Origin of the sequence: Ochrobactrum quorumnocens (genome assembly GCF_002278035.1) — a bacterium.
In the GTDB taxonomy this organism is placed as follows: Bacteria; Pseudomonadota; Alphaproteobacteria; order Rhizobiales; family Rhizobiaceae; genus Brucella; species Brucella quorumnocens.
This window is the reverse complement of sequence record NZ_CP022604.1, coordinates 473,320-497,134: the sequence shown is the minus strand read 5'-3', so window position 1 is coordinate 497,134 and position 23,815 is coordinate 473,320. Positions and strand designations below refer to the sequence as shown.

The window sequence follows — 23,815 nt, the reverse complement described above, 5'->3', positions numbered from 1 at the left end:
TATTCTCTTCATTAGTATTGGATTGGAGAGGTGCTGACGGAAACGTCCGCGTTTGCTCAGGCGAATAGCCAGAAGCCAGCCAGGAATCGACTGACCGAAGGGAATAGCCTGAAAATCTGATGACAGAGCGGCTTGAATTCAGGCAACAAGCCGCCTGCCATGCAACCGCATGGATGTTTGCACTTGCTCCAATCTCAACAAGGAGATGGGGCCAATGTATGGAATGCTGCGTACTGTTCTTTCGCATATGATCAAAATCGGCGACCTGACGGTTACTGATTCTGGTGGAGCTGCTAATCAGTATGGAGACAAGACCGGTAACCCGGTTCATATCCGTTTTAATACACGTCATGCCGAGCGCGCCGTAGCGCTCGACCCTGAACTGAAGCTCGCAGAATGCTTCATGGATGGCGAAATCGATTTTGTTGAAGGCGATATCTATACAGTGCTCAAAATCGTCTTTGAGAACACTGGCCCAACGGCTGCCACCGAACCTTGGATGAAGGCAGCGGGCAAATTCCGCGTATTGTTTCGCCGCTTCCAGCAAATGAACACGATTGCTCGATCATCGAGCAATATCAAAAGCCATTATGATCTTTCAGGTGCGCTTTACGATCTGTTTCTGGACCCCGACAAGCAGTACTCCTGCGCATATTTCGATCCACCCAATGCGACACTTGCCGAAGCACAGTTGGCCAAGAAGCGGCACATTGCAGCAAAGCTTCTCGTCAAGGACGAGCATAAGGTGCTCGACATCGGCTGCGGCTGGGGTGGCATGGGTCTTTATCTTGCCCGTTTCCTCAAAGCCAATGTGACGGGTGTCACGCTCTCGGAAGAACAACACGCCATCGCCAATAAACGGGCCATCGAAGAAGACCTTGCAGACCGTGCAAATTTTCAGCTCACCGATTATCGCAATATCGATGATCAGTTCGACCGACTTGTTTCAGTCGGTATGTTTGAGCATGTCGGCGTTGGACACTTCGCCGAGTATTTTCAACATGCGGCACGCTTGTTGAAAAAAGACGGCGTTTTCCTGCTTCATGCGATTGGCCGCGCCGATGGACCCGGCGCGACCAACCCATTCATCCGCAAGTATATCTTCCCAGGCGGCTACATTCCGGCTCTTTCAGAAGTATTGCCACACATTGAGAAAGCCGGGCTTTACGTTACCGACATTGAAATCCTGCGGCTTCATTATGCAGAAACACTGAAAAAATGGCGGCTTGCTTTTATGGAGCATCGCGAGGAGGCAAAAGCACTTTATGACGAACGCTTCTGCCGCATGTGGGAGTTTTATCTGGCAGCCTCCGAAAGCGCCTTCCGCTGGCAAAACATGATGGTCTTTCACATCCAGATTGCCCACAAGCAGGAAGCTGTGCCACTAACGCGAAATTACATCGAGGCGGAAGAAAAGCGATTAAAACGGCTAGACAGCGCGCCGAAAGGGGCCAACAGCGAAACGCAAGCACCCAAAAAACGGGCCAAAGCTCAATAATGCTGAGATACAAAAAAGGGCTGTGTGAACATTCACACAGCCCTTCATGCTTATTCAGCGTTAGGAACACCAGCTTCCCATTTATCCCAATGGGTCGTGATTTCATCGACGACGGGAGCGCCGACGAGGTAGATATTCTTGACCGTTTCCGCAAAACCGCCAGCGGTTTCGCCCGGTGCTGGATCAAGATGCTGCAACGTCGTTTCGCTTGGATTGCCCTGATCGAAGTTCACGGCTCCACGCAAGCTGAGAATACGATCCGTGCCGAACTGGCGCTTGATAACGAGTGTGATCGAAGCTGCTTCCATTTCGGTGATCAGATAGTCATCCGCGCCATAGAGCTTTGAAATATACTGTGCTTCTTTTGACAATCCCGGGCCGTGAAAGAAAGTATCACCCGTCATATGGGTGCCTTCCTTCAAAGACGGTGCTGATTGTGCAGCTTTGTCCGGATAACGCATCCGGTAGGCTTGCGCCTCTGTCGAATCCTCAAGCTTCACGTCTTTGCCAAGACGCATGGCGGCAGCAACAAGATCGGGGTTGAGCTTGAAGACGCGATAGTCCTCATAGCCCTTGCGTGGCATGAATACCGGCTCGCCCGGCTTCCCTTCTTCGGGTGCCCAACGATGTCCGAGGTCATAATCGACAAGCCAGGTCGCCCAGCTCACATCGCCGATGGTTCCGCGCGAAGGCGGTGTACCTGCAACGCCCGACAGAACATAATAGCTCTTCGAGAAGTTAAAAGCCGGATCAAGCAGAATGGCCTGCATGCTGGCGGATGAGTTGACCTTGCCCATGCCAAGAACCGCACCGCAAACACCCTCGTCATTGCAATAGACCGGCTTCAAAGCGCCCTTTACCTCAATAGGCTTCGCGTCTTTCCAATAACGTTCATACCAGTTTTGAAACTCACCGGCGCGATCACCACTGTTCTCGCCAATTTCAAACATGGCAGCGATGAAAACCTTGACCTTGATGGGCTCGGATGCTGCCGCCGGAAAAGACAGGAACGATAAAGCGGCGATAGCTGCCAGCCATATCGATAAGAAACGAGAACGCATGAAAGACTCCCTCTGAACACGATATCGGGTTTCGTATCAGCAGCCATTCTGCATCACAACGTTCGTCAAGTCCCGGTGCAAAAGTTTAAACCCCAAACTGTGGATGCCTGTGAATCATGGTATAGCTTATCTCTCCAGGCAGGAATCACCTTGAGGCTGCGTTGCGTTTAGCTTCACTTCAGGTCTAGCTGGGAAGATCAGAGACAGGATCAGAGAATCATGGCGGAAGCGGCGGTACGCAAACTTGATGATGCGCGCGAGCAAAAAGATGCGCTTTATCGTGAAGCACCCCACAATATTGAAGCGGAACAGGCACTCCTCGGTGCTATTCTGATCAACAATGACGCTTTTTACCGGGTTTCGGACTTTCTGAAGCCAACCCATTTCTTCGAGCCTTTGCATCGTCGTATCTACGAAATTTCCACCGACCTTATCCGTGTCGGCAAGATGGCCAATCCGGTTACGATGAAGACCTTCCTGCCCAATGAGGGCAAGATCGGTGATCTGACCGTATTCCAGTATGTGGCACGCCTGGCGACCGAAGCTGTGACCATCATCAACGCCGAGGATTATGGCCGCGCGATCTATGATCTTGCGACACGCCGCGCGCTCATTGGCATTGGCGAAGACATGGTCAACGTCGCCTATGATGCGCCAGTCGACAACGCCCCACAGGAGCAAATCGAGGACGCGGAACGGCGCCTGTTCGAGCTTGCAGAAACCGGGCGGTATGACGGTGGCTTTCAGCCGTTCAAAGATGCGGTCACTACCGCGGTCGACATGGCGAATGCTGCTTTCATGCGCGATGGTCATCTCTCCGGTGTCTCTACCGGCATTCATACGCTTGATGGCAAGATGGGCGGCTTGCAGCCTTCCGACTTGATCATCCTCGCCGGTCGTCCGGGTATGGGTAAGACTTCGCTTGCCACCAACATCGCTTTCAACATCGCCAATGCTTATGAAGCCGAACAGCAGGCTGATGGCACGATGAAAGCCAAGAATGGTGGCGTTGTTGGCTTCTTCTCGCTCGAAATGTCGGCGGAACAGCTCGCAACACGTATCATTTCCGAGCAGACGGAAGTTTCATCGTCAAAAATCCGTCGCGGCGACATTACCGAGACCGATTTTGAGAAGCTTGTTGCCTGTTCGCAGGTCATGCAGAAGATACCGCTTTATATCGACCAAACGGGTGGTATCTCGATTGCACAGCTTGCAGCGCGTGCGCGCCGCTTGAAGCGCCAGCGCGGCCTTGATGTTCTGGTTATCGATTACGTCCAGCTGATGACCGGTTCGTCCAAGGCTTCAGCACAAAACCGCGTGCAGGAAATCACAGAAATCACCACCGGCTTGAAGGCGCTCGGCAAAGAGCTCAATGTTCCGATCATTGCGCTGTCACAGCTCTCCCGTCAGGTAGAAAGCCGCGAAGACAAGCGCCCGCAGCTCTCTGATCTTCGTGAATCAGGTTCTATCGAGCAGGACGCCGACGTGGTGCTGTTCGTGTTCCGCGAAGAATATTACGTCAAGAATCTCGAACCGCGTGACGAATTCGATCCTAAATACGAAGAATGGAAGCAGCACTTCGAAAAGGTGCGCGGCACGGCCGACGTTATTGTGGCCAAGCAGCGTCATGGACCGACCGGCACCGTTAAGCTCGCCTTCCAGGCTGAATTCACGCGATTTGCAGATTTGGCCGAGGGGTCTTATATCCCGGAGCAGTATGAATAAAATTACGATTAAGACGGAGCGTGCCTGATGGCCAAGGCACGTGTTCAGTTCATCTGCCAGAATTGCGGCGCGGTTCACACGCGCTGGGCGGGTAAGTGCGACTCTTGCGGCGAGTGGAACACGCTTGTCGAAGAAGGCACCAATAGCGGCATCGGCTCCGGTCCCGGCTCCATGCTTTCCAAACGCAAGGGCCGAGCTGTTGCTCTCACCTCGCTTTCAGGCGACATCGAAGACGCGCCACGCATCATCTCCGGTATCAGCGAGCTTGACCGTGTAACGGGCGGCGGGTTCGTGCGCGGTTCCGCAGTCTTGATTGGTGGCGATCCGGGTATCGGCAAATCAACACTGCTGACTCAAGCAGCTGCAGCTCTTGCAAACCACGGCCATCGCATCGTCTATGTGTCGGGTGAAGAAGCAGTCGCGCAGATACGTCTGCGCGCACAAAGACTTGGCGTGGCGTCCAGCGCAGTCGAACTTGCAGCGGAAACCAACGTCGAAGACATTCTTGCCACCGTTTCCGACGGCAAACGGCCTGATCTGGTCATTATCGATTCCATCCAGACATTGTGGACCGACATGGCCGACTCAGCCCCCGGAACCGTTACTCAGGTTCGGTCGTCCGCTCAGGCAATGATCCGCTATGCCAAGCAAACGGGCGCTGCAGTGGTTCTCGTTGGTCACGTGACCAAAGAAGGGCAAATAGCCGGTCCGCGCGTTGTCGAACACATGGTCGATGGCGTTCTCTATTTTGAAGGCGAAGGCGGGCACCAGTATCGGATCTTGCGCACCGTCAAAAACCGCTTCGGCCCAACCGATGAAATCGGCGTGTTTGAAATGTCTGATGGCGGTTTGCGAGAAGTCTCGAACCCGTCCGAGTTGTTCCTCGGCGAGCGTAACGCGAAATCTCCGGGTGCAGCTGTCTTTGCTGGAATGGAAGGCACTCGCCCTGTTCTTGTTGAGATACAGGCACTTGTTTCCCCCTCATCGCTTGGCACGCCGCGCCGCGCTGTTGTCGGGTGGGATGGAAGCCGCCTCGCCATGATTTTGGCCGTGCTCGAATCACATTGCGGCGTGCGTTTTGGCCAACACGATGTCTATCTCAACGTCGCTGGCGGCTACCGCATCAGCGAACCTGCAGCCGATATTGCTGTGGCTGCTGCACTTGTTTCGTCCATTGCCGGTATTGCCCTCCCGGCAGATAGTGTTTATTTCGGCGAAATCAGCCTTTCTGGCGCTGTTCGTGCGGTGTCACATGCAGTACAGAGGCTAAAGGAAGCTGAAAAACTCGGCTTCCGGCAAGCAGTTGTGCCCGGCGGAAGTAGCGAGCTTTGGAAAGAGCGCAACTTTGGGCTTATGGAAACAACTGCCCTGTCGGACCTTGTTGTGCGCATTGCCGCATCGGGTCCGGGCAAGAAATAACCCTCGCCTGCAAACATCAGGTTGCAGATCATTGAATTTAATGGGATTTAACGGCGGAAGATTTCGTCAACTTTCCGGTGTTATGCTCCCGCAAGTTTGACTGCCCCGCAGGTGCTCGAATGCAAAAAGCCACGCTGCGTATAAATTAAGGACAGGCCAGAATGCCGATTACGTTACTTGATGGAATTCTACTCGGAATAACGCTGGTTTCGGCCGTTCTTGCGATGGTCCGCGGTTTTTCTCGCGAAGTGCTTTCGCTGGTTTCCTGGGCTGCAGCGGCTGCGGCGGCATATTTGTTCTATATACCCGTGCTGCCATTCCTTCAGCCCTATATCAACAACGAGACCATCGCAAAGATCGCAGCCGCAGGTGCAGTTTTCCTCGTGGTTCTGATCGTTGTTTCGCTGATCACCATGAAGATCGCCGACTTCATCATCGACAGCCGCATCGGTGCGCTTGACCGCACGCTCGGCTTTTTGTTCGGTGCAGCACGCGGTGTTCTTTTGGTTGTTGTCGCTATGCTGTTCTTCAACTGGTTGGTTCCAACCAACCAGCCTGCTTGGGTGAACAATGCGAAATCCAAGCCAATGCTTGATTCCTTCGGCCAGCAGTTGATCGATCTCCTGCCAGCCGATCCAGAATCGGCAATCAAAAAGTTCAAGCCTGGGCAGGAAACTCCGGCACCAGCTGGTGGCCAGCCAGGTGATCAGACCGAGACGCCTGTACCGGACGATACACCGGCTGCAAACTGATCTCGAATACACCTTTTTGAAACCGGCAGCATAAAGCTGTCGGTTTCATCTGTTTTTAGTCAAAGTCTTACACTATATCAGCGGCTGAAACGCACAGCATGCAAGGGATCGCTTTTAAAACGCGGCCTTTTCCTGTAAATGTTGCTTTTAGTAACCGCAATCGAAAGGCCTTGCGGACAATGTTCCAACAATCGCATGACGAAAACTCCTTTATGCTAGACGATGATACGTTGCATGAAGAGTGCGGTGTATTTGGCATTCTTGGCCATGAGGACGCCGCAGCGCTGACCGCTCTGGGCCTGCATGCCCTTCAGCATCGCGGACAGGAAGCAGCGGGTATTGTGTCCTACCACAACCGTCGCTTTCATTCTGAACGGCATATGGGGCTGGTGGGCGACCACTTCACCGATGCCTCGACGCTGAACCGCTTGCCCGGCGATCGGGCCATCGGTCATGTACGCTATTCAACAACTGGCGAAACGATACTGCGCAATGTGCAGCCATTGTTCGCAGAGCTGGAAGTTGGCGGCATCGCGATTGCGCATAACGGCAACTTTACCAACGGCATTACGCTGCGTAAGCAGCTCATCGCCTCCGGCGCAATCTTTCAGGCGACGTCCGACACCGAAGTTGTGTTGCACATGATTGCGCGCTCGCGTCAGGTCTCATCAAGCGCACGCTTCGTCGATGCTATCCGTCAGGTCGAAGGCGGCTATGCCATGCTGGCGCTGACCCGCACCAAGCTGATTGCTGCTCGTGATGCAGTTGGGATTCGCCCTCTCGTTATGGGCGAACTCGACGGCAAGCCAATCTTCTGTTCTGAAACCTGTGCACTCGATATCATCGGCGCGAAATATATTCGCGACGTCGAAAACGGCGAAGTCATCATCTGTGAAATTCAGAAAGATGGCTCCATCACCACTGAATGCATCAAGGCAGACAATCCACAGCCTGAACGGCTTTGCTTGTTTGAATATGTCTATTTCGCACGTCCGGACTCGGTTGTCGGCGGACGCAGTGTCTATGTCGCCCGCAAAAACATGGGCATTAACCTGGCCGCCGAAGCCAGCGTCGAGGCCGATGTGGTCGTGCCAGTGCCCGATGGCGGAACGCCTGCGGCACTCGGCTTTGCACAGGCCAGTGGCATTCCGTTCGAATATGGCATCATTCGCAATCACTATGTTGGCCGTACCTTTATCGAGCCAACGCAGCAAATTCGTGCCCTTGGTGTGAAGCTCAAGCATTCGGCCAACCGTGCGATGATCGAAGGCAAGCGCGTCGTTCTGGTGGATGATTCCATCGTGCGCGGCACCACCTCGGTCAAGATTGTGCAGATGATCCGCGATGCAGGTGCGAAGGAAGTGCATATCCGCGTCGCAAGCCCGATGATCTTTCATCCGGACTTTTACGGCATTGATACGCCGGACCGTGAAAAGCTGCTCGCAAACCAGCATGACAGCCTTGAGTCCATGTGCCGTTATATCGGTGCGGATTCACTGGCTTTCCTTTCGATTGATGGTCTTTACAAGGCTGTTGGCGGTGAAGCACGGAATCCGAAGGCACCCGCCTTCACCGATCACTATTTCACGGGTGAATACCCAACCCGCCTCCTGGATCAGGCAGGCGAAAGCAACGTTCATACGTTGTCCTTGCTCGCCAGCAACGGCTGATCATTCATCTTCACGCAGGCGGCCCCAAAGGCCGCCTCGCTTTTATTGTAAATCTCATGACTGAAATTGGGGACTGGAATGAGCATCGACCTTACAGGCCGTCTGGCTTTGGTAACGGGCGCATCGCGCGGCATTGGCTATTTTCTTTCACTTGAACTGGCAAAACGCGGTGCGCATGTGATCGCTGTTGCGCGTACCGTTGGGGGACTGGAAGAACTCGACGATGATATTCGCAAGCTTGGCGGCAGCTCTACGCTCGTGCCGCTCGACATTACCGACATGGAAGCAATTGACCGTCTCGGCGGCTCTATTCATGAGCGCTGGGGCAAACTCGATATCATGGTTGCGAATGCTGGCGTTCTTGGTACGATTTCCCCCATCGGCCATGTTGAAGCCAAGACTTTCGACAAGGTCATGAACGTCAATGTTACCAGCGTATGGCGTCTGATCCGCACCACTGACCCGCTGCTGCGAGCGTCCGATGCAGGACGTGCAATCCTGCTTTCATCGGGTGTCGCCCATTCCTGCCGCGCATTCTGGGGCCCTTATGCGGCTTCCAAGGCTGCTGTCGAAGTTATGGCGCGGAGCTGGGCTGAAGAAACCAAGCAGATGAAACTCAACGTCAACTCGGTCAATCCGGGCGCAACCCGCACGGCCATGCGTGCACAGGCAATGCCGGGGGAAGACCCAGACACTCTGCCAACACCGCAGTCTGTGGCTGAGAAAATCGTCAAACTCGCCGATCCGGCGCTTGATGTAACAGGTAAGCTGTTTGACGTCCGTCAGGACCGCTTCCTCGACTATCATATGCCGTCCTGATTTTTACTTTTCCGGCCTTGCATAAAACCAGGGCCGGATTTAATTTATATGCGTCACAGCGGCTCCAGTTAAAAATAAACCGCTGTAACTATTTATTTTTACGCATTATCCTATGCAAAATCGCTTCGCACTTTTGCTGGAAATGCTTTATTCCGCTCTCGCCGCATCTTTGGGCCTATTTTTAAAGCGGACTTTCCCCCCCTCGCCTGACCAACGTGTTTCGCTGCGTGCATTTGCGCGCGCTTTTCCCAATTTGATTGGATGAACAATGTCTCACGACTATCAACATCTCATTGTTATCAGCGGTGGACCCGGATCGGGTAAAAGCACGCTGATTGATGCACTCGGACAACAAGGCTTTTCCCGCACGTTGGAAGCAGGCCGTGCCATTATCCAGGATCAGGTCGCAATCGGTGGTACGGCGCTGCCATGGGCTGACCGCGCACTCTTTGCAGAGCTGATGCTATCATGGGAAATGCGGTCTCACAAAGCCGCGCAAGCCTTTGCAGGTCCGGTCTTTTTTGACCGTGGCGTGCCGGATGTGATCGGCTATTTGCGGCTTTGCGAATTGCCTGTACCACCGCATATGTATGAAGCTGCTAAAGTGATTCAATATAACAGAACAGTGTTTCTGGCTCCGCCGTGGTCGGAAATTTTCGGACAGGACGCCGAGCGCAAACAGGACTTCGAAGAAGCCTTGCGCACGTTCGATGCCATGGAGCAAACCTATAGGGAGCTTGGATATGAAATCGCGCTCCTGCCGAAATCATCAGTTCAGGAGCGCGTGAATTTCATCGGCAAATACCTGCCGTCAGACTTCCTCTGACGGCTGACTTTCAAGAGCAGCCTTGCGATCAGCTGCTTCACGACGATTCCATGCGACCAGACTAAGTGGCAGGAAAGCCACATAGCCCAGAGCAGTCAGCGTCAGCGTGTGCCATGTGAAGCTCATCAGGAAGGCCACATAAATGACGACCGCCAGAATAAGCGGCATGACGATATCGCGGCGCACCAGACTGCCCGCAGACTTGCCATTGTAAACCGGAAGACGGCTGACCAGCAGGAATGCAATCGCCACCGTATAAATTGCAACGCCGAACGCCAGACCCTTGCTCGGTGTAAGACCAAGAAAGCCCAGATAAACCGGCAGGAGCACCAACATGGCACCGGCGGGTGCCGGAACACCAATAAAGTAATTGCTCTGCCAAGGGGGACGATTAGGGTCCTCCAGCATCACATTGAAGCGCGCTAGACGCAGGCAACAGGCAATCGCATAGAGAAGTGCTGCGATCCAACCGAAAGACCGGGCCTGATCAAGCACATAGACATAGAGGACCAATGCCGGTGCAACGCCGAAATTGACGATGTCAGCCAGTGAGTCCATCTGTTCGCCGAACTTGGACGAGCCCTTCATCATGCGGGCAACGCGGCCATCAATGCCGTCAAGAAAGGCGGCAATCAGCACCATTGTCACAGCAAGCTCGAAGCGGTGCTCAAAGGCCAGACGAATGCCGGTCAGGCCTGCGCAAATGGCAAGCACCGTAATGACATTCGGAATTACTATACGCAGAGGGATCTGCGAAAGTCTTGGGCCGCGGGATGAATCCACGCGGCCATTAGGCTCGAAGGGTGGGAACGGTGTTTCCATCGGCTCAGGCGATCCGCACCACAGGTTCAACGCGCTCGCTTCCGAATTCAGCAAGAACTGTTTCGCCAGCCACAGCCGTCTGACCAACAGCGATGCGGACCGATGCACCTGCAGGCAGATAAACATCTACACGTGAGCCAAAGCGGATCAAGCCGAAACGCTCACCCACCGACAGATTGTCGCTTTCACGCGACCAGCAGACGATACGGCGTGCGACCAGACCTGCGATCTGCACAACGCCGACCTTGCCATTGGCACTATCGATCAAAACGGAATTACGTTCATTCTCGGTGCTGGCTTTGTCGAGTTCAGCGTTCAGAAACTTGCCCGGACGGTGAAAAATCTTCTCGATGCGGCCACGGACAGGGGCGCGATTGATGTGCACCGAAAACACATTCATGAAAACTGAAACGCGCATAAGCGGTTCTGCGCCGAGATCAAGTTCTGCAGGCGGGATAGCCGGACCTACAAAGGACACCTTGCCGTCAGCGGGACTGATGACGAGATCGTCAGCAATCGGCGTAACGCGCTCCGGGTCACGGTAGAAATAGATGCACCAGATAGTGAGAACGAGACCGATCCAGAACAGCGGGTTCCACAGCCAGCCCAGAATGAGCGAAACCACGAAAAAGCCCGCAATAAACGGATAACCTTCACGATGGATCGGCACGAAAGTGTTGCGAATTGTATCAGACAGGCTCATCGGTTTTCCTTCTGGAGCGCGGCATGCTGCAGTGGCACGCCATGCGCTCTAGTGAATTATGTGCGCACCGCTTTGCCGAAAATCTCCCCTGATCAACGGCACGATGCGACAGCTTGGCCCGGTTTTAACTCATCCTGCTGGAAATCGAAACGTATTTCGCAATTTATTCACGACTGTCAGGGTTCGTGAAGACACCCTGACAGTCGTCTGGTTATTCAGCCGCAGGAGCGCCGCGTATGACCACGCCCATATCGTCACTTTCGCGAACCTGACGCAGGCGTTCCTCTGCCTCGTCGGCTTCACGCTGACGGTTCCACATCGAAGCATAGAGGCCATCTTGCTTGAGCAATGCCCGATGCGTGCCACGCTCGGCAATCAGGCCATCTTTAAGTACGATGATTTCGTCTGCACCGATTACCGTGGAAAGGCGGTGAGCGATGACAAGCGTTGTGCGGCCACGGCTGACGATATCGAGCGCCGACTGGATTTCCTGTTCTGTCGCAGTATCGAGTGCCGACGTGGCTTCATCGAGAATGAGGATCGGCGGAGCTTTAAGGATTGTGCGGGCAATCGCCACGCGCTGCTTTTCGCCGCCCGAAAGCTTCAGACCGCGCTCGCCAACCATAGCCTGATAGCCATCCGGAAGATGCTTGATGAAGCCAGAAATCTGCGCCATTTCGGCAGCTTTTTCCACTTCCTCGTCTGTCGCATCCGTGCGTCCGTAGCGAATGTTATATGCAATCGTGTCGTTGAACAGCACCGTGTCCTGCGGCACCATGCCGATTACTTTACGCAAGCTTTCCTGCGTCACATCACGCACATCCTGCCCGTCGATTGTAACGGAACCGGACTGCACATCGTAAAAGCGGAACAGCAGTCGCGAGATTGTAGACTTGCCTGCACCCGATGGGCCGACAATCGCCACCGTCTTACCCGCTGGTACTTCAAAGCTGATGCCTTTGAGGATTGGGCGGTTGGAGTCATAGGCAAAATGCACATCGTTAAAACGGATCGCGGCCTTGTCCACATTCAGAGGTCGCGCATCAGGCTTATCCTGCACTTCCTGCTGCACGTCGAGAAGATCGAACATCTGCTCAATATCGGTCAACCCCTGACGGATTTCACGATAGATAAAGCCGATAAAATTGAGAGGGATGGACAGCTGCATCAACATCGCATTGATGAAGACGAAGTCACCCAGCGACTGTGTGCCTGCCTGCACTTCGCGCGCCGACATCACCATGACAATCGCCATACCAACACCGAAAATCACGGCCTGACCGAAGTTCAGCCAGCCAAGCGACGTCCAGGTCTTGGTTGCCGCATCTTCATAACGTGCCATGGACGCATCGAAGCGTTTGGCTTCCATCGTCTCATTGCCGAAATATTTGACGGTCTCAAAGTTGAGCAGCGAGTCGATAGCCTTGGTGTTGGCATCAGTGTCGGAATCGTTCATCTCGCGGCGAATATTGATGCGCCAGTCACTCGCCTTGATTGTGAACCAAGTATAAGCGCAGACGGTCGCAGCCACGACCAAAAGATAAGAAAATCCGTAGGCAAAGGCGAAAATCACCGCGGTCAGCGCAAATTCCAGAATGGTCGGCAACGTGTTGAGAATGGTGAAGCGGACAATCGTTTCAATGCCCTTGGTGCCACGTTCAATCACACGCGAGAGGCCGCCCGTGCGCCGCTCCAAATGGAAGCGCAACGAAAGCTGATGCATATGCACGAAGGTTTTATAGGCAAGCTGACGCACGGCATATTGGCCGACGCTGGCAAACAGCGCATCACGAAGCTGGTTCAAACCTGCCTGAATGATCTTGGCCGCATTATAGGCCAGCACGAGCATAACCGCGCCAGTTAGTATAAGCGGAATGTAATTTGGTGCATCAAGCTGACCGTTCAGCGCATTCGTTACCCACTTGAAGAAATAGGGTACGAGGATCAGCACAATCTTCGAAATCACCAGATAGAACGTTGCCCAGACCACCCGCATACGCAGGTCCGGCCGTTCGGTTGGCCACATATAGGGCCAGAGATTTCGCAATGTTTTGAATGTCTCGCCGGAATCGGCAGAAACAGTTTTGGGGGAGCTCATGGTGTTTCTTTCAAATCAGACAGTTTTTTCGCAGCAGCCATTACGAAAGGCTGCGAGATGCGAACGAATGATGGTCAGCTGCTGCCAGTTGACGCTGTAGCGCGAGGTCTGGCGATCGGGCCGGTAGTCGATGAGGCCCGCTTGTACGAGAACTTTGAGATGTTGCGATACGGTGGACTGGGCAAGGTCGAGACGCCCGACAATGTCCTTACAACAGCAGGCATCCTCAAGGATCAGTTGCCTAAGTATGTGAATACGAACGGGATGCCCGAGCGCAGCATATATGCGCGCCGCAAGATCATCATCCACGCCCGGAAAAATATCGGACATCGTTTCAATAGAAATCTTCATCGTAAATCGACGATATACGATTATACTCAAAAAATCAATATAACGCAGCGCCCATACTAATGGACGCTGCGTTCATAAAATGAAGATAACGAATTTATATCAGTTCGAGGAATCCTGCAGGCGGCGCTGCACTTCGTCATCGCCCAGCGGCTGCTGTGGCATGACAAAGACTTGCCCAGGCAGAATCAAATCCGGATTACGTATCTGGTCGCGATTGGCAAGGTAGATCGTGGTGTAGCGTGTACCTTTACCGTAAGTGCGCTTCGAAATAGTCCAGAGATTATCACCTTTGCGGATAATTACCGAGCCTTCCACCTTCTGTAATGGCGCACTGGTAGCAGGATCCTCTGTACCACCATTTTGGCCACTCGTTTCGGATGCGATCGCAGAAACATTCTCGCCAGCTTCGCGACGGAAAGGTACGCGCGCCGTTGCGATCACCCGTCCGCTGCTATCCACCAGATCAGCTCGGATGATATAATCCCCAACCGCAAGCGGCTTCTGGCTTTGCACCAGAAAGCGACCTTCAGGCGAAATCGCGCTTGAGCCAAGCATGATATCGTTAGCGTTCACAACAACGGTGGCACCTTCTTTGGAACCCTTGGCATTGCCTGCAACGAAAACCTTGTCGCCTTCAATTTCTACGGCCTCGATAGCAATCGGCGCATCCGGATCGGCTTTCACCTGCGGCACTTGTTCAGTCGTCGTTGTGCCAGCTTCTGGTGAAGATGTTGTCTGCTGTGCTGGCGCTTCTGGCTTGGTGATCAGGCGGCTTGCCTGACCCGGCTCTTCAACGAGGGCCAGAACCTGACCAGTACTGCTATCCGGCACCGAAACGATAGCTGTTTGCGCCGAAGTGGCAACATTACCACCTGCACCACCTGCCCGCAGTACCAACTGGTGATCGCCCGGCTCAAGCGGTTCATCAAGAACAATGGCAAAATCGCCATTCTCACCCGCTTTGGTCGTTCCTAATACCTTTGAACCAGAGATGACCTCGACGGCGACATTGGCTGTAGCCCGACCTGCAATTACGACAGAGCCATCTGGTTCGACGCGCAGAATGTCGAATGCCGGGACGTTTGCCTCTTTCGGAGCTTCTTGAGGCGTTTCGGGGGCAGCCTGTTCAGTGGTCTGCTCCGACTTCACTTCGGCAGGGTTTTGCTGCTCTTGAACAGCCGCAGGCACTTCAGCTGGCTTTGCTGCGCTGCTCGCTTCAGGAGTCGTCGCCACCACGTTTGAATCAGACGTTGCGCCCTGCTCTTTAACAGAATTCCAATAATATGCGCCCCCGCCTAGAACGAGGACGAGAAGAACACCGATAACCCCATATCTGTAGTTTTGCATTTCGGCCCGGAACCCACATGAGACAATTTAATCACTGGGTTTACCGCCTTTTGCTTTGACCTACAAGAAATCCGAGCAGAATTGCGCAAGTTATGAGGTGTTTATTGCAGAAAAATTACTGTTCAACACAGCTGATTGGCTTTTCCTGCTCTGGATCGTCCATCAGGTTATACAAATCCGCGGTTTCGCCCTTGGTCCACCAGATGTAAATGCCGCCGGCATATTTAGCACCAGAGCCTGAAATGACGTTCGCAGCCACCACCGTGTGGTCTTCCATTTCCAGTTCGGCCAAAGAAACATCACCAGCATTATAGTAAGTGGCCGAGACATTCTTATCGCCGCAAGTGTAGAGGACGGAGTTGGTCGTCACCTCGATATCGTCGGGCAACGTGATGTTGATTTCACCTGCCGACGCGCTGGAAGCCGCCAGCGAAAGACCAAGCAATAAAATCCCTTTGCGCATGAACAGTTCAGCTCCCTGTCAAAATTCAACCTCTTCAGAGATATAGTTATGCTCGAAAATGTCCAGCTAAACCGACCAATACACTCACACCAAAGCTTGACGCTGAAACGGCAAAAGAGCACAAGAAATCATGTCTGAGATTCGATCCATTTGTGTTTATTGCGGCTCTTCAACGGGCCTGAACCCCATCTATCGCGAGGCGGGCCTGACGCTTGGCCGTTCGCTCGCAGAACATGGCATTCGCCTTGTTTATGGCGGCGGCACGCGCGGCATCATGGGCGCGGTTGCGCAAGGCGTAATGGAAGCTGGCGGCGAAGTCACCGGCATCATTCCGACCTTCCTACTCGACAAGGAAGCAAGCCTCGAAAAGGCACAGGAGCTGACCGAACTCATCATCGTCGGCGATATGCACGAGCGCAAGCATCTGATGTTCCAGAAGTCTGACGCTTTCGTCACCCTTCCCGGCGGCATCGGTACGGTTGAAGAAATCGTGGAAATGATGACCTGGGCGCAGCTCGGCAAGCATCGCAAGCCAATGGTCTTTGCTAACATCAACAATTTTTGGCAGCCGATGCTCACACTTCTTGAGCATATGACAAATGAAGGCTTCCTGCATACTGCGCATCAGGTGAAGCCACTGGTTATCGATCAGGCGGAAGACATCGTTCCCGCAATCCTCGCTGCCAATGGCAAAGCGCATGAAGGCGACCCGAAGATTATCGAAAAGATGTAAGTGCGGCTTTAGCCCACAATTCGTGATTAATTGACAAGGGCGGAGCAATCCGCCCTTAACTGTATCCGGGAGGTATTGATGAAGACAATCGGTCTAATAGGAGGGATGAGCTGGGAGAGCTCGCAGGAATATTATCGCATCATCAATCAGGAAATGCGCGCCCGGCTTGGCGGTGCACATTCAGCTAAAAGCCTGATGTGGTCGATGGATTTCGGCGAGATCGAGCAGCTACAGCATGAAGGCGAATGGGAGGAGCTGACGAAGCTGATGATCGAGGCCGCGCAGAACCTTGAAAAAGGCGGCGCGGATTTCATCCTGATCTGCACCAATACCATGCATAAAATGGCTGCTGACGTTGAAAGCGCCACATCGATCCCGCTCATTCATATTGCCGATCCGACTGCTGAAAAGATCAAAGCCGCTGGCCTCACGAAGGTTGGACTTTTAGGCACTGCCTTCACAATGGAACAGGATTTTTATAAAGGACGCCTCGTTTCAAAACACGGCCTTGAAGTCCTTGTGCCTGATGACGCTGACCGTAAGACTGTGCATGACATCATTTATCATGAGCTGGTAGTCGGCGAAGTGCGCAACGTTTCGCGCGAAAAGTATCGCGCGATTATCAACAGCCTCGCAGAACGCGGCGCTGAAGCCATTATCCTTGGCTGCACGGAAATCATGCTGCTCATAGGCCAAGAGGACAGCCCCGCGCCTGTGTTCGACACGACACGGTTGCATGCGGAAGCAGCGGTGGATCTCGCCCTTTCTGCTCAGTGATAAAATTGACCGCGGATATTCGCCATATCAGCAAGCTCGGATTGCTTCCGGCGCGTAGCTATGGCAAAGATTCACAATATTCAACCATGCGGTTGACTAATAGTCTGAATAATATATATTCAACCTTACGGGTGAATAATGAACGATGATGCTCTGTCACATATTCTCAAGGCCGTCGGAGACGTTACACGTCGGCATATCTTGACGCTTCTGGTTCAGGAAGGCGCCTCAAGAGTGACTGCGCTCGCCGCTCATTTCGACATGTCGCTCAACTCAGTCTCCAAGCACATCAAGGTGTTGGAAGAGGCAGGATTGGTCACCCGCAAGACTTTGGGCCGCGAGCATTTCATCGCTGCCGAACTTGAACCGGTGCGAGAGGTGGAAGCCTGGTTTGCGGAGCTGAAGTCTGTCTGGGAAATGCGCCTTAAGGCGCTTGAGGATGTACTCGTTTCGAAGGAATAAGAAAATGAGTGAGCTTGAACTGACAGTCAATCGCAGGATCGCCGCCCCCCGGGAGAAGGTCTTCAATGCATGGCTCTCGCCATCTACCCTTGCCCAATTCATGCGGGTACCAACCGACAGCGCCAAACCGTCGGATGTGCAGACGGATGCGGTAAAAGGCGGGCGTTTTTCTATTCTGATGCACACGGTCGACCGCGACGTGATGCATTCAGGTACATATCTGGAGATTGATCCTCATTCGCGGCTATCGTTTACCTGGGGTTCTCCCCATTCGCTGGATGATAGTGTGGTAACGGTCGATTTGACGGAAGTTGACCCGAATACAACAGAAATCACACTGAAACAGGTCAAGTTCCGCAACCCTGATTCACGCGATGGCCACATCAAGGGCTGGAAGGCTATTCTCGCCAATTTTGACGAATTAGCAGGCTGATTTTATAAAAAAGCCGGGCTGAAAAGCCCGGCATTTTCATTGAAAATTACTTCTTTACCAACGTTACAACCGCTTCGACATGAGATGACCAGAGAAACTGGTCAATCGGCGTGACGCGGGTGATGCGATAGCCGCCCTTCACCAGAATGGCGAGGTCGCGGGCGAGCGTTACAGGATTGCACGATATCGCGACAACCTTCTCAACCTTCGATTTTGCCAGTTCCTGTGCTTGTTCTTCTGCGCCTGCGCGTGGCGGATCAAAGACCACGGCATTGTAAGGCAGCAATTCCTTTGGCATCAGCGGACGGCGGAACAGATCACGCCGTTCGATCGAAACAGGCTTCAGTCCCTGCACGTGGCGCACGCCGCGATCAAGGGCGGCAAGAGCCGGTGCATCGTTTTCAATCGCGTGGACCGCAATCTTTTCAGCAATGCGCAATGCAAATGTTCCGACACCACAGAAAAGATCTGCAACACGCTTTGCTTTGCCTAGATGCGAAAGGACCAGCGACACCATCACTTCTTCCGCCTCAACCGTTGCCTGCAGGAAGCAGCCAGGCGGAACAGGAACCGGAACCTTGCCAAAATGAATGACCGGCTTTTTTGGCTCTACGATGATTTCGCCCTCGTGCGAAAGTCGCGCGAAGTCCTTTTTCATCATAAGTGCGGTGAGTGCACGGCGCTGCTCATCGCTCAGCTTGCCACATCCACTTGCTGCAAGATCAAGTCCGGATTCGGTTACAGTAGCAGCGAGCTTGAACGGCTTTGAGCCGGGAGCAATCAGTGCGCCCACTTCGCGCAGATCATCAAGCCGGGCAATGATTTCCGGCACCGTGACAGCACATTCAACAATATCGATAATCTCATGGCTCTGGTGGCGATTGAAGCCGAGCAGCACGCCTTTTTCCGTTTTGCGGGCGGCAAAGGTCGCACGGCGACGTGAGCGCGGCTGACAGGCGACCAGTGGGTCCACTTCAATATCGAGCCCTTTGCCTCTAAGCGCCGAGACGACCAGCTCACGCTTCCAAGCGCGATAAGGCTCATCCTGCCAATGTTGCAGGGCGCAGCCGCCGCAATCCTCAAAATGCTGGCAAGCGGGGTCCTGTCGCTCGTCTGAGGTTTCGAGCAGGGCCATAACCGTCGCGCGGTTCTTGTCACGCGCAACATTGGCCACTTCGCCCGGCAGTGTGAAAGGCACAAAGAGTTGGCCATCGGGAAGATTGGCGACGCCATCGCCGCCCGCACCTATCGAGCGGATTGTAATTTGCGTCGTCATTAGTCCTTCTTTCCTGCCAATAGATATTCACGATTGCCGTCACCGCCCTCGATGGGCGATGGGCAAAGACCGAGCGCGCGCCAACCGGGTTGCGTCTCAAGCCATGATCTCAGTTCTTCTGCTATGCGTTCGCCATCTGTCGGGTCACGCAAAATGCCGCCCTTACCGATCGCCTCGCGGCCAGCTTCAAATTGCGGCTTTACGAGAAGCGCGCAGATAGCACCTTTTTGCGCAAAGGCCAATGCCGGGGGCAAAGCGAGTTTCAGCGAAATGAAGCTTACGTCCGATACGACACAACCGATATCACGTCCATCAAGGTGGCTGAAGTCCAGCGCACGCGCATTGACGCCTTCCTTGTTGGTGACGCGGGCGTCATCGCGCAAGCGCTCATGCAGTTGGTCGTGGCCAACATCAATGGCAAGCACGTGATCAGCGCCGCGCTCCAGCAGCACTTGCGTAAAACCACCGGTCGACGCGCCGATATCGAGTGCAGTCAGGCCCTTCACATCAAGATCGAAGTAATCAAGCGCTGCTATGAGTTTTAGTGCGCCGCGAGAAACATAGCCGCTGGCCGGATCATCGACTGCGATTTTCGCCGTACGGGCGACGTTCTGGCCCGGCTTGGTGACGGGCTTGCCGTCCACCGAGACTGTACCTCGCTGGATCGCGTCGCGCGCACGTGAGCGCGTCGCAAACAACCCAAGCTCGACCAGCAACTGGTCAAGCCGCAAGCTTTTATCAGACGAGATATCAGGCACGGAACGACGCGGTCAGCTCTTCGCGACCGAGTGCTGCAAAAACCGTATTCACAATGCCTGCCCGGTCGAGACCAGCATTGGCATACATGACTTCCGGCTTGGCATGATCCTGATAAACATCAGGCAGCGTCAGGACACGAACTTTGAGGCCGCGATCCAGCAGACCATCGGTTGCAAGGAATTGCAGGACATGCGCCGCGAACCCACCAGCAGCCCCTTCCTCAACAGTCACCAGCACTTCATGTTCGCGCGCAAGACGGCGGATCAGATCATGATCCAGCGGCTTGGCAAAACGCGCATCAGCAACAGTGGTCGAAAGACCAGCAGCGCCCAATTCATCAGCGGCGCTCAGGCACTCCTGCAAACGCGTGCCAAAGGAAAGAAGTGCAACCTTCGAGCCTTCACGCACAATGCGGCCTTTGCCGATTTCAAGAGGAGAGCCGCGCTCCGGCAGTTCGACGCCGACGCCATCGCCACGCGGATAACGGAAAGAGATTGGGCCTTCGTCGTAATCAGCAGCCGTGCGCACCATATGACGCAATTCCGCCTCGTCAGATGCAGCCATCACCACGAAGCCCGGAAGGGCTGCGAGGAAGCCAGTATCGAAGGAACCGGCATGGGTTGGACCATCGGCACCGACCAGCCCAGCGCGGTCAATCGGGAAGCGCACAGGCAGGTTCTGGATCGACACATCGTGCACGACCTGATCATAGCCGCGCTGAAGGAAGGTCGAATAGATCGCGCAGAACGGCTTATAACCTTCTGAGGCCAGGCCAGCGGCAAACGTTACAGCATGCTGTTCAGCAATACCCACATCGAAAGTGCGCTTTGGAAACACTTCGCCGAAAAGGTCCAGCCCCGTGCCGGTTGGCATCGCAGCCGTGACCGCGACGATCTTGTCGTCGTGACGCGCTTCTTCGATCAGGCTGGTGCCGAAAATCTTGGTATAGCTTGGCGCATTTGCAGGCGGCTTCGACTGCTTGCCGGTGATGACGTCGAACTTGTTGACGCCGTGATATTTATCGGCAGCAGCCTCTGCAGGCGCATAGCCCTTACCCTTTTGCGTGACCACATGGATCAGCACAGGGCCTTCCTGCGCATCACGAACATTTTTCAGGATCGGCAGCAGGTGATCGAGATTATGCCCGTCGATGGGACCGACATAATAAAAGCCCAGTTCTTCAAACATCGTACCGCCGGTAAAGAAGGCACGCGTGAATTCTTCCGATTTACGGGCTTTGTCCTGCAAAAATTTCGGTAGCTTCTTAGCAATCTGCTTGGCGGCTTCACGCACGCTGCGATAGGTTTTTCCAGAAACAAGGCGCGCCAGATAAGCGCTCATCGCACCGGTTGGCGGCGCAATCGACATATCGTTGTCGTTGAGGATGACGATAAGGCGCGCATCGAGCGCACCGGCATTGTTCATCGCTTCGTAAGCCATACCAGCCGACATGGAACCGTCGCCGATTACCGCAATCACATTGCGCTTTTCGCCAGAAAGATCGGCGGCAACGGCCATGCCAAGGCCCGCAGAAATAGACGTGGAAGAGTGTGCCGCGCCAAACGGATCGTATTCACTCTCGGCGCGTTTGGTGAAGCCGGAAAGCCCGCCTTCCTGACGCAATGTGCGAATACGGTCCCGGCGGCCCGTCAGAATCTTATGCGGATAGGTCTGATGACCGACGTCCCAGATGATACGATCATGCGGCGTGTCGAAGACATGATGCAACGCTACAGTAAGTTCAACCACACCCAAACCTGCGCCCAGATGCCCGCCTGTTGTGGAAACGGCATCGATCATCTCGGCGCGCAATTCCTGCGCAAGCTGCGGCAGGTCCGCTTCCGGCAATGCACGCAAAGCATCCGGCGTGGGTGCCTTGTCGAGCAACGGGGTTATGGGTCGGGACATTACTTACCCTATCTATCCGGTTAGGTGTTTAAAGCGCGTTTTGATCTGGTTTAATCTGATCGGCGCTCCAAGCGTGGTCGGTATAACAGTATCGAGCCTCAGATCAAGCAGGGCGGGACATCGTGTCCTATGCAACGGGATGCAAAATCATTCAGGCAAAGGTACGAATTCGTCTTCGTCACCGGGCACTATATCGAAGCGGCCCGTGCGCCATTCTTCTTTTGCCTGTTCAATGCGTTCTTTGGAAGACGACACGAAATTCCACCAGATATAACGCTTGGAGCCGAGGGCCGCACCGCCAAAAAGCATGAAATGTGCGCCTTCCGGCCCGGCTCGCACGATAATATCATCGCCCGGTCGAAATGCCAGCAGACGGTCAGGCGGAAACACCTCGCCACCAATGCCAACATTGCCACGCAGTGTATAAATTGCGCGTTCTTCTGTGGTGGGTGGAATATGGAACCGCCCACCCGGTAGCACTTCAATATCCGCATAGAGCGTTTCAGCGTGTTGGATCACCGGCGAGTTAACGCCATGTATCGAACCAATGATTAGACGCCCTTTGAACTCACGATCCTCCATCAGCGGCAAATCCGGCGCGTTGGTGTGGAAGAATTCCGGGTTGATTTCTTCAAACTGCTCCGGCAGGGCAAGCCATGTCTGCACACCCGAAATCGATAGCGGACCGCTACGCTCTTCTTCAGGCGAGCGTTCAGAATGGACAATCCCCCTCCCCGCCGTCATCAGGTTCACATCACCGGGCTGGATCACCATTTCGGTGCCAAGGCTATCACGATGCCGGATATGGCCATCAAAAAGATAAGTCACGGTCGAAAGGCCGATATGTGGATGTGGACGAACATCAAGTGCATCGCCATCCCGCAGAACCGCCGGTCCCATTCGGTCAAAAAAGATGAACGGCCCGACAAGACGACGGCGAACCGTGGGAAGCGCACGCCGCACCTCCAGCCCGCCAATATCGCTCGTCCGCGGGATAACCAGCGTTTCGATGGCATCCACGGTGGTCTTGTCGCAAAGAACCGGATCAGGGCATGGAAAGAAACTCATGAAGCCGCTACCAAATAAAAATGCACCAGCGGAGAGCGCCGGTGCTGCCGTCATGTCGAATATGATAGCCCTTAGAGCGGTTCCAGTTAAGATTGAATCATTGAAACCGCTCTAATTATTTGCTTTGGCGCATTTCCATACGCAATGCCGGTTCCCGCTTTTGCGGGAAATGCTTTAACGATTGTGCAATAGTCGCGACAATTCGTTCGTATCAGGCACCTGACCGTTGGTCGTCAGCTTGTCCACTAGTCCCGGAAGAACCTGCGAGAGCTGATTGAGCAGTTCCTGCTGGTCAATGCCGGCGTGGGCCGCGATTTCGCTCAGTGTCTTCTGACCAAGTGCATCGCCTAGCTGGCCCGGCTCAATCTGGTGATTGTTACCCTGCCCTACCCAGGAATCCACTTTTTCCCCAAGACCTGCCTGTTTCAGCTGGTCGAGCAAGCCACCAAGACCACCACCGAGCGGACCGGGTGCCGCAGGCGCAGAGGATGCCCCGCCACTTGCAAGCGTTCCACCAAGCAAGCCACCAAGGCCACCTAGAATACCGCCGAGTAGACCACCGCCGCTATCTGCCTGCTGGGGTGCGGACTGGTCTGGGATGGACGCAGGTTGTTCAGGCTCCTCGCTGTGCCCTTTCAGCATCTTGCCGACCAGAAGCGCACCGAGTGCAATCAGAACCGGCTTGGCAAGGCTGCCGCCGGGGATCGGCGAATTCTTGGAATTGTCGTCATAGCTTCCCATCACGCGATACTCCCTGTTGGACGCTGTGATTTTCTCACATGCGATAAGTTAAGGTGAAATAAGTTTCTGCTTTTGACAAGCATTATACCTTGCCAAATCGAAAC

General features: G+C 54.2%; 23 protein-coding genes. 11 read left to right on the top strand and 12 right to left on the bottom strand.

What is annotated here, in order from left to right:
* Window positions 1–214: 214 nt before the first annotated feature.
* A complete protein-coding gene (locus CES85_RS11805; RefSeq protein WP_095446170.1) occupies window positions 215–1,498 on the top strand; it encodes a cyclopropane fatty acid synthase in 1,284 nt (427 codons plus the stop codon).
* Between the two features lie 50 nt (window positions 1,499–1,548).
* Here the strand turns inward: CES85_RS11805 and CES85_RS11800 are convergent, their stop codons facing one another.
* Complete coding sequence (locus tag CES85_RS11800) at window positions 1,549–2,559, bottom strand: purine-nucleoside phosphorylase (RefSeq protein WP_095446169.1); 1,011 nt, start codon at window positions 2,557–2,559, stop codon at window positions 1,549–1,551.
* A 219-nt stretch (window positions 2,560–2,778) separates the two neighbouring features.
* Here CES85_RS11800 and CES85_RS11795 point away from each other — a divergent pair, with 219 nt between their 5' ends.
* The 6 genes from CES85_RS11795 to CES85_RS11770 all read left to right on the top strand — a co-directional run bounded on the left by CES85_RS11795 (window position 2,779) and on the right by CES85_RS11770 (window position 9,770).
* Complete coding sequence (locus CES85_RS11795; RefSeq protein WP_095446168.1) at window positions 2,779–4,284, top strand: replicative DNA helicase; 1,506 nt, start codon at window positions 2,779–2,781, stop codon at window positions 4,282–4,284.
* Window positions 4,285–4,311: 27 nt separating this feature from the next.
* Window positions 4,312–5,703: a DNA repair protein RadA gene (gene radA, locus CES85_RS11790; protein WP_095446167.1), complete on the top strand. Its 1,392-nt coding sequence runs from the start codon at window positions 4,312–4,314 to the stop codon at window positions 5,701–5,703.
* Window positions 5,704–5,864: 161 nt separating this feature from the next.
* Window positions 5,865–6,455: a CvpA family protein gene (locus CES85_RS11785; RefSeq protein WP_095446166.1), complete on the top strand. Its 591-nt coding sequence runs from the start codon at window positions 5,865–5,867 to the stop codon at window positions 6,453–6,455.
* Window positions 6,456–6,634: 179 nt separating this feature from the next.
* Entirely contained in the window at window positions 6,635–8,125 is a 1,491-nt protein-coding gene (gene purF / locus CES85_RS11780; protein WP_095447850.1) for an amidophosphoribosyltransferase, read from the top strand.
* Window positions 8,126–8,203: 78 nt separating this feature from the next.
* Complete coding sequence (locus tag CES85_RS11775; protein WP_095446165.1) at window positions 8,204–8,944, top strand: SDR family NAD(P)-dependent oxidoreductase; 741 nt, start codon at window positions 8,204–8,206, stop codon at window positions 8,942–8,944.
* Window positions 8,945–9,212: 268 nt separating this feature from the next.
* Window positions 9,213–9,770 (top strand): AAA family ATPase, encoded by a 558-nt coding sequence (locus CES85_RS11770; protein ID WP_095446164.1) that lies wholly within the window; start codon window positions 9,213–9,215, stop codon window positions 9,768–9,770.
* On the opposite strand, the gene pssA is transcribed toward CES85_RS11770, so the two are convergent.
* The 6 genes from pssA to CES85_RS11740 all read right to left on the bottom strand — a co-directional run bounded on the left by pssA (window position 9,756) and on the right by CES85_RS11740 (window position 15,554).
* Complete coding sequence (gene pssA / locus CES85_RS11765) at window positions 9,756–10,592, bottom strand: CDP-diacylglycerol--serine O-phosphatidyltransferase (protein ID WP_095446163.1); 837 nt, start codon at window positions 10,590–10,592, stop codon at window positions 9,756–9,758. The genes CES85_RS11770 and pssA overlap by 15 nt on opposite strands.
* Window positions 10,593–10,596: 4 nt before the next feature.
* Window positions 10,597–11,295, bottom strand: coding sequence for a phosphatidylserine decarboxylase (locus CES85_RS11760; protein ID WP_095446162.1), 699 nt, complete (start codon window positions 11,293–11,295; stop codon window positions 10,597–10,599).
* Between the two features lie 211 nt (window positions 11,296–11,506).
* Window positions 11,507–13,393 carry an ABCB family ABC transporter ATP-binding protein/permease gene (locus CES85_RS11755; RefSeq protein WP_095446161.1) on the bottom strand — a complete coding sequence of 629 codons (1,887 nt, stop codon included), beginning with the start codon at window positions 13,391–13,393 and terminating at the stop codon, window positions 11,507–11,509.
* A 15-nt stretch (window positions 13,394–13,408) separates the two neighbouring features.
* Window positions 13,409–13,744 (bottom strand): ArsR/SmtB family transcription factor, encoded by a 336-nt coding sequence (locus CES85_RS11750; protein ID WP_095446160.1) that lies wholly within the window; start codon window positions 13,742–13,744, stop codon window positions 13,409–13,411.
* Window positions 13,745–13,843: 99 nt separating this feature from the next.
* On the bottom strand, window positions 13,844–15,091 hold the full coding sequence (locus CES85_RS11745) for an Ig-like domain-containing protein (protein WP_095446159.1): 1,248 nt from the start codon (window positions 15,089–15,091) through the stop codon (window positions 13,844–13,846).
* Between the two features lie 115 nt (window positions 15,092–15,206).
* Entirely contained in the window at window positions 15,207–15,554 is a 348-nt protein-coding gene (locus tag CES85_RS11740) for an MliC family protein (protein WP_095446158.1), read from the bottom strand.
* 130 nt (window positions 15,555–15,684) lie between these two features.
* On the opposite strand from CES85_RS11740, the gene CES85_RS11735 reads away from it, so the two are divergent.
* The 4 genes from CES85_RS11735 (at window position 15,685) to CES85_RS11720 (ending at window position 17,959) form a co-directional block, all read left to right on the top strand.
* Window positions 15,685–16,287 carry an LOG family protein gene (locus tag CES85_RS11735; protein WP_095446157.1) on the top strand — a complete coding sequence of 201 codons (603 nt, stop codon included), beginning with the start codon at window positions 15,685–15,687 and terminating at the stop codon, window positions 16,285–16,287.
* A 78-nt stretch (window positions 16,288–16,365) separates the two neighbouring features.
* Window positions 16,366–17,064, top strand: a complete 699-nt coding sequence (locus CES85_RS11730) for an aspartate/glutamate racemase family protein (RefSeq protein ID WP_095446156.1) — start codon at window positions 16,366–16,368, stop codon at window positions 17,062–17,064.
* A gap of 138 nt (window positions 17,065–17,202) precedes the next feature.
* Window positions 17,203–17,526 carry an ArsR/SmtB family transcription factor gene (locus tag CES85_RS11725; protein ID WP_095446155.1) on the top strand — a complete coding sequence of 108 codons (324 nt, stop codon included), beginning with the start codon at window positions 17,203–17,205 and terminating at the stop codon, window positions 17,524–17,526.
* Between the two features lie 4 nt (window positions 17,527–17,530).
* Complete coding sequence (locus tag CES85_RS11720; RefSeq protein WP_095446154.1) at window positions 17,531–17,959, top strand: SRPBCC family protein; 429 nt, start codon at window positions 17,531–17,533, stop codon at window positions 17,957–17,959.
* Window positions 17,960–18,005: 46 nt separating this feature from the next.
* Here CES85_RS11720 and CES85_RS11715 read toward each other — a convergent pair whose 3' ends face one another.
* The 5 genes from CES85_RS11715 to CES85_RS11695 all read right to left on the bottom strand — a co-directional run bounded on the left by CES85_RS11715 (window position 18,006) and on the right by CES85_RS11695 (window position 23,711).
* On the bottom strand, window positions 18,006–19,235 hold the full coding sequence (locus CES85_RS11715; protein WP_095446153.1) for a class I SAM-dependent RNA methyltransferase: 1,230 nt from the start codon (window positions 19,233–19,235) through the stop codon (window positions 18,006–18,008).
* Complete coding sequence (locus CES85_RS11710) at window positions 19,235–19,993, bottom strand: TlyA family RNA methyltransferase (protein ID WP_095446152.1); 759 nt, start codon at window positions 19,991–19,993, stop codon at window positions 19,235–19,237. The genes CES85_RS11715 and CES85_RS11710 overlap by 1 nt, the downstream gene beginning before the upstream one ends.
* Window positions 19,986–21,902, bottom strand: coding sequence for a 1-deoxy-D-xylulose-5-phosphate synthase (gene dxs / locus CES85_RS11705; protein ID WP_095446151.1), 1,917 nt, complete (start codon window positions 21,900–21,902; stop codon window positions 19,986–19,988). Before dxs ends, CES85_RS11710 begins: the two co-directional genes overlap by 8 nt.
* A gap of 147 nt (window positions 21,903–22,049) precedes the next feature.
* Entirely contained in the window at window positions 22,050–22,970 is a 921-nt protein-coding gene (locus CES85_RS11700; RefSeq protein ID WP_095447849.1) for a pirin family protein, read from the bottom strand.
* Window positions 22,971–23,144: 174 nt separating this feature from the next.
* Window positions 23,145–23,711 carry a YidB family protein gene (locus CES85_RS11695; RefSeq protein WP_095446150.1) on the bottom strand — a complete coding sequence of 189 codons (567 nt, stop codon included), beginning with the start codon at window positions 23,709–23,711 and terminating at the stop codon, window positions 23,145–23,147.
* Between the last annotated feature and the right edge of the window lie 104 nt (window positions 23,712–23,815).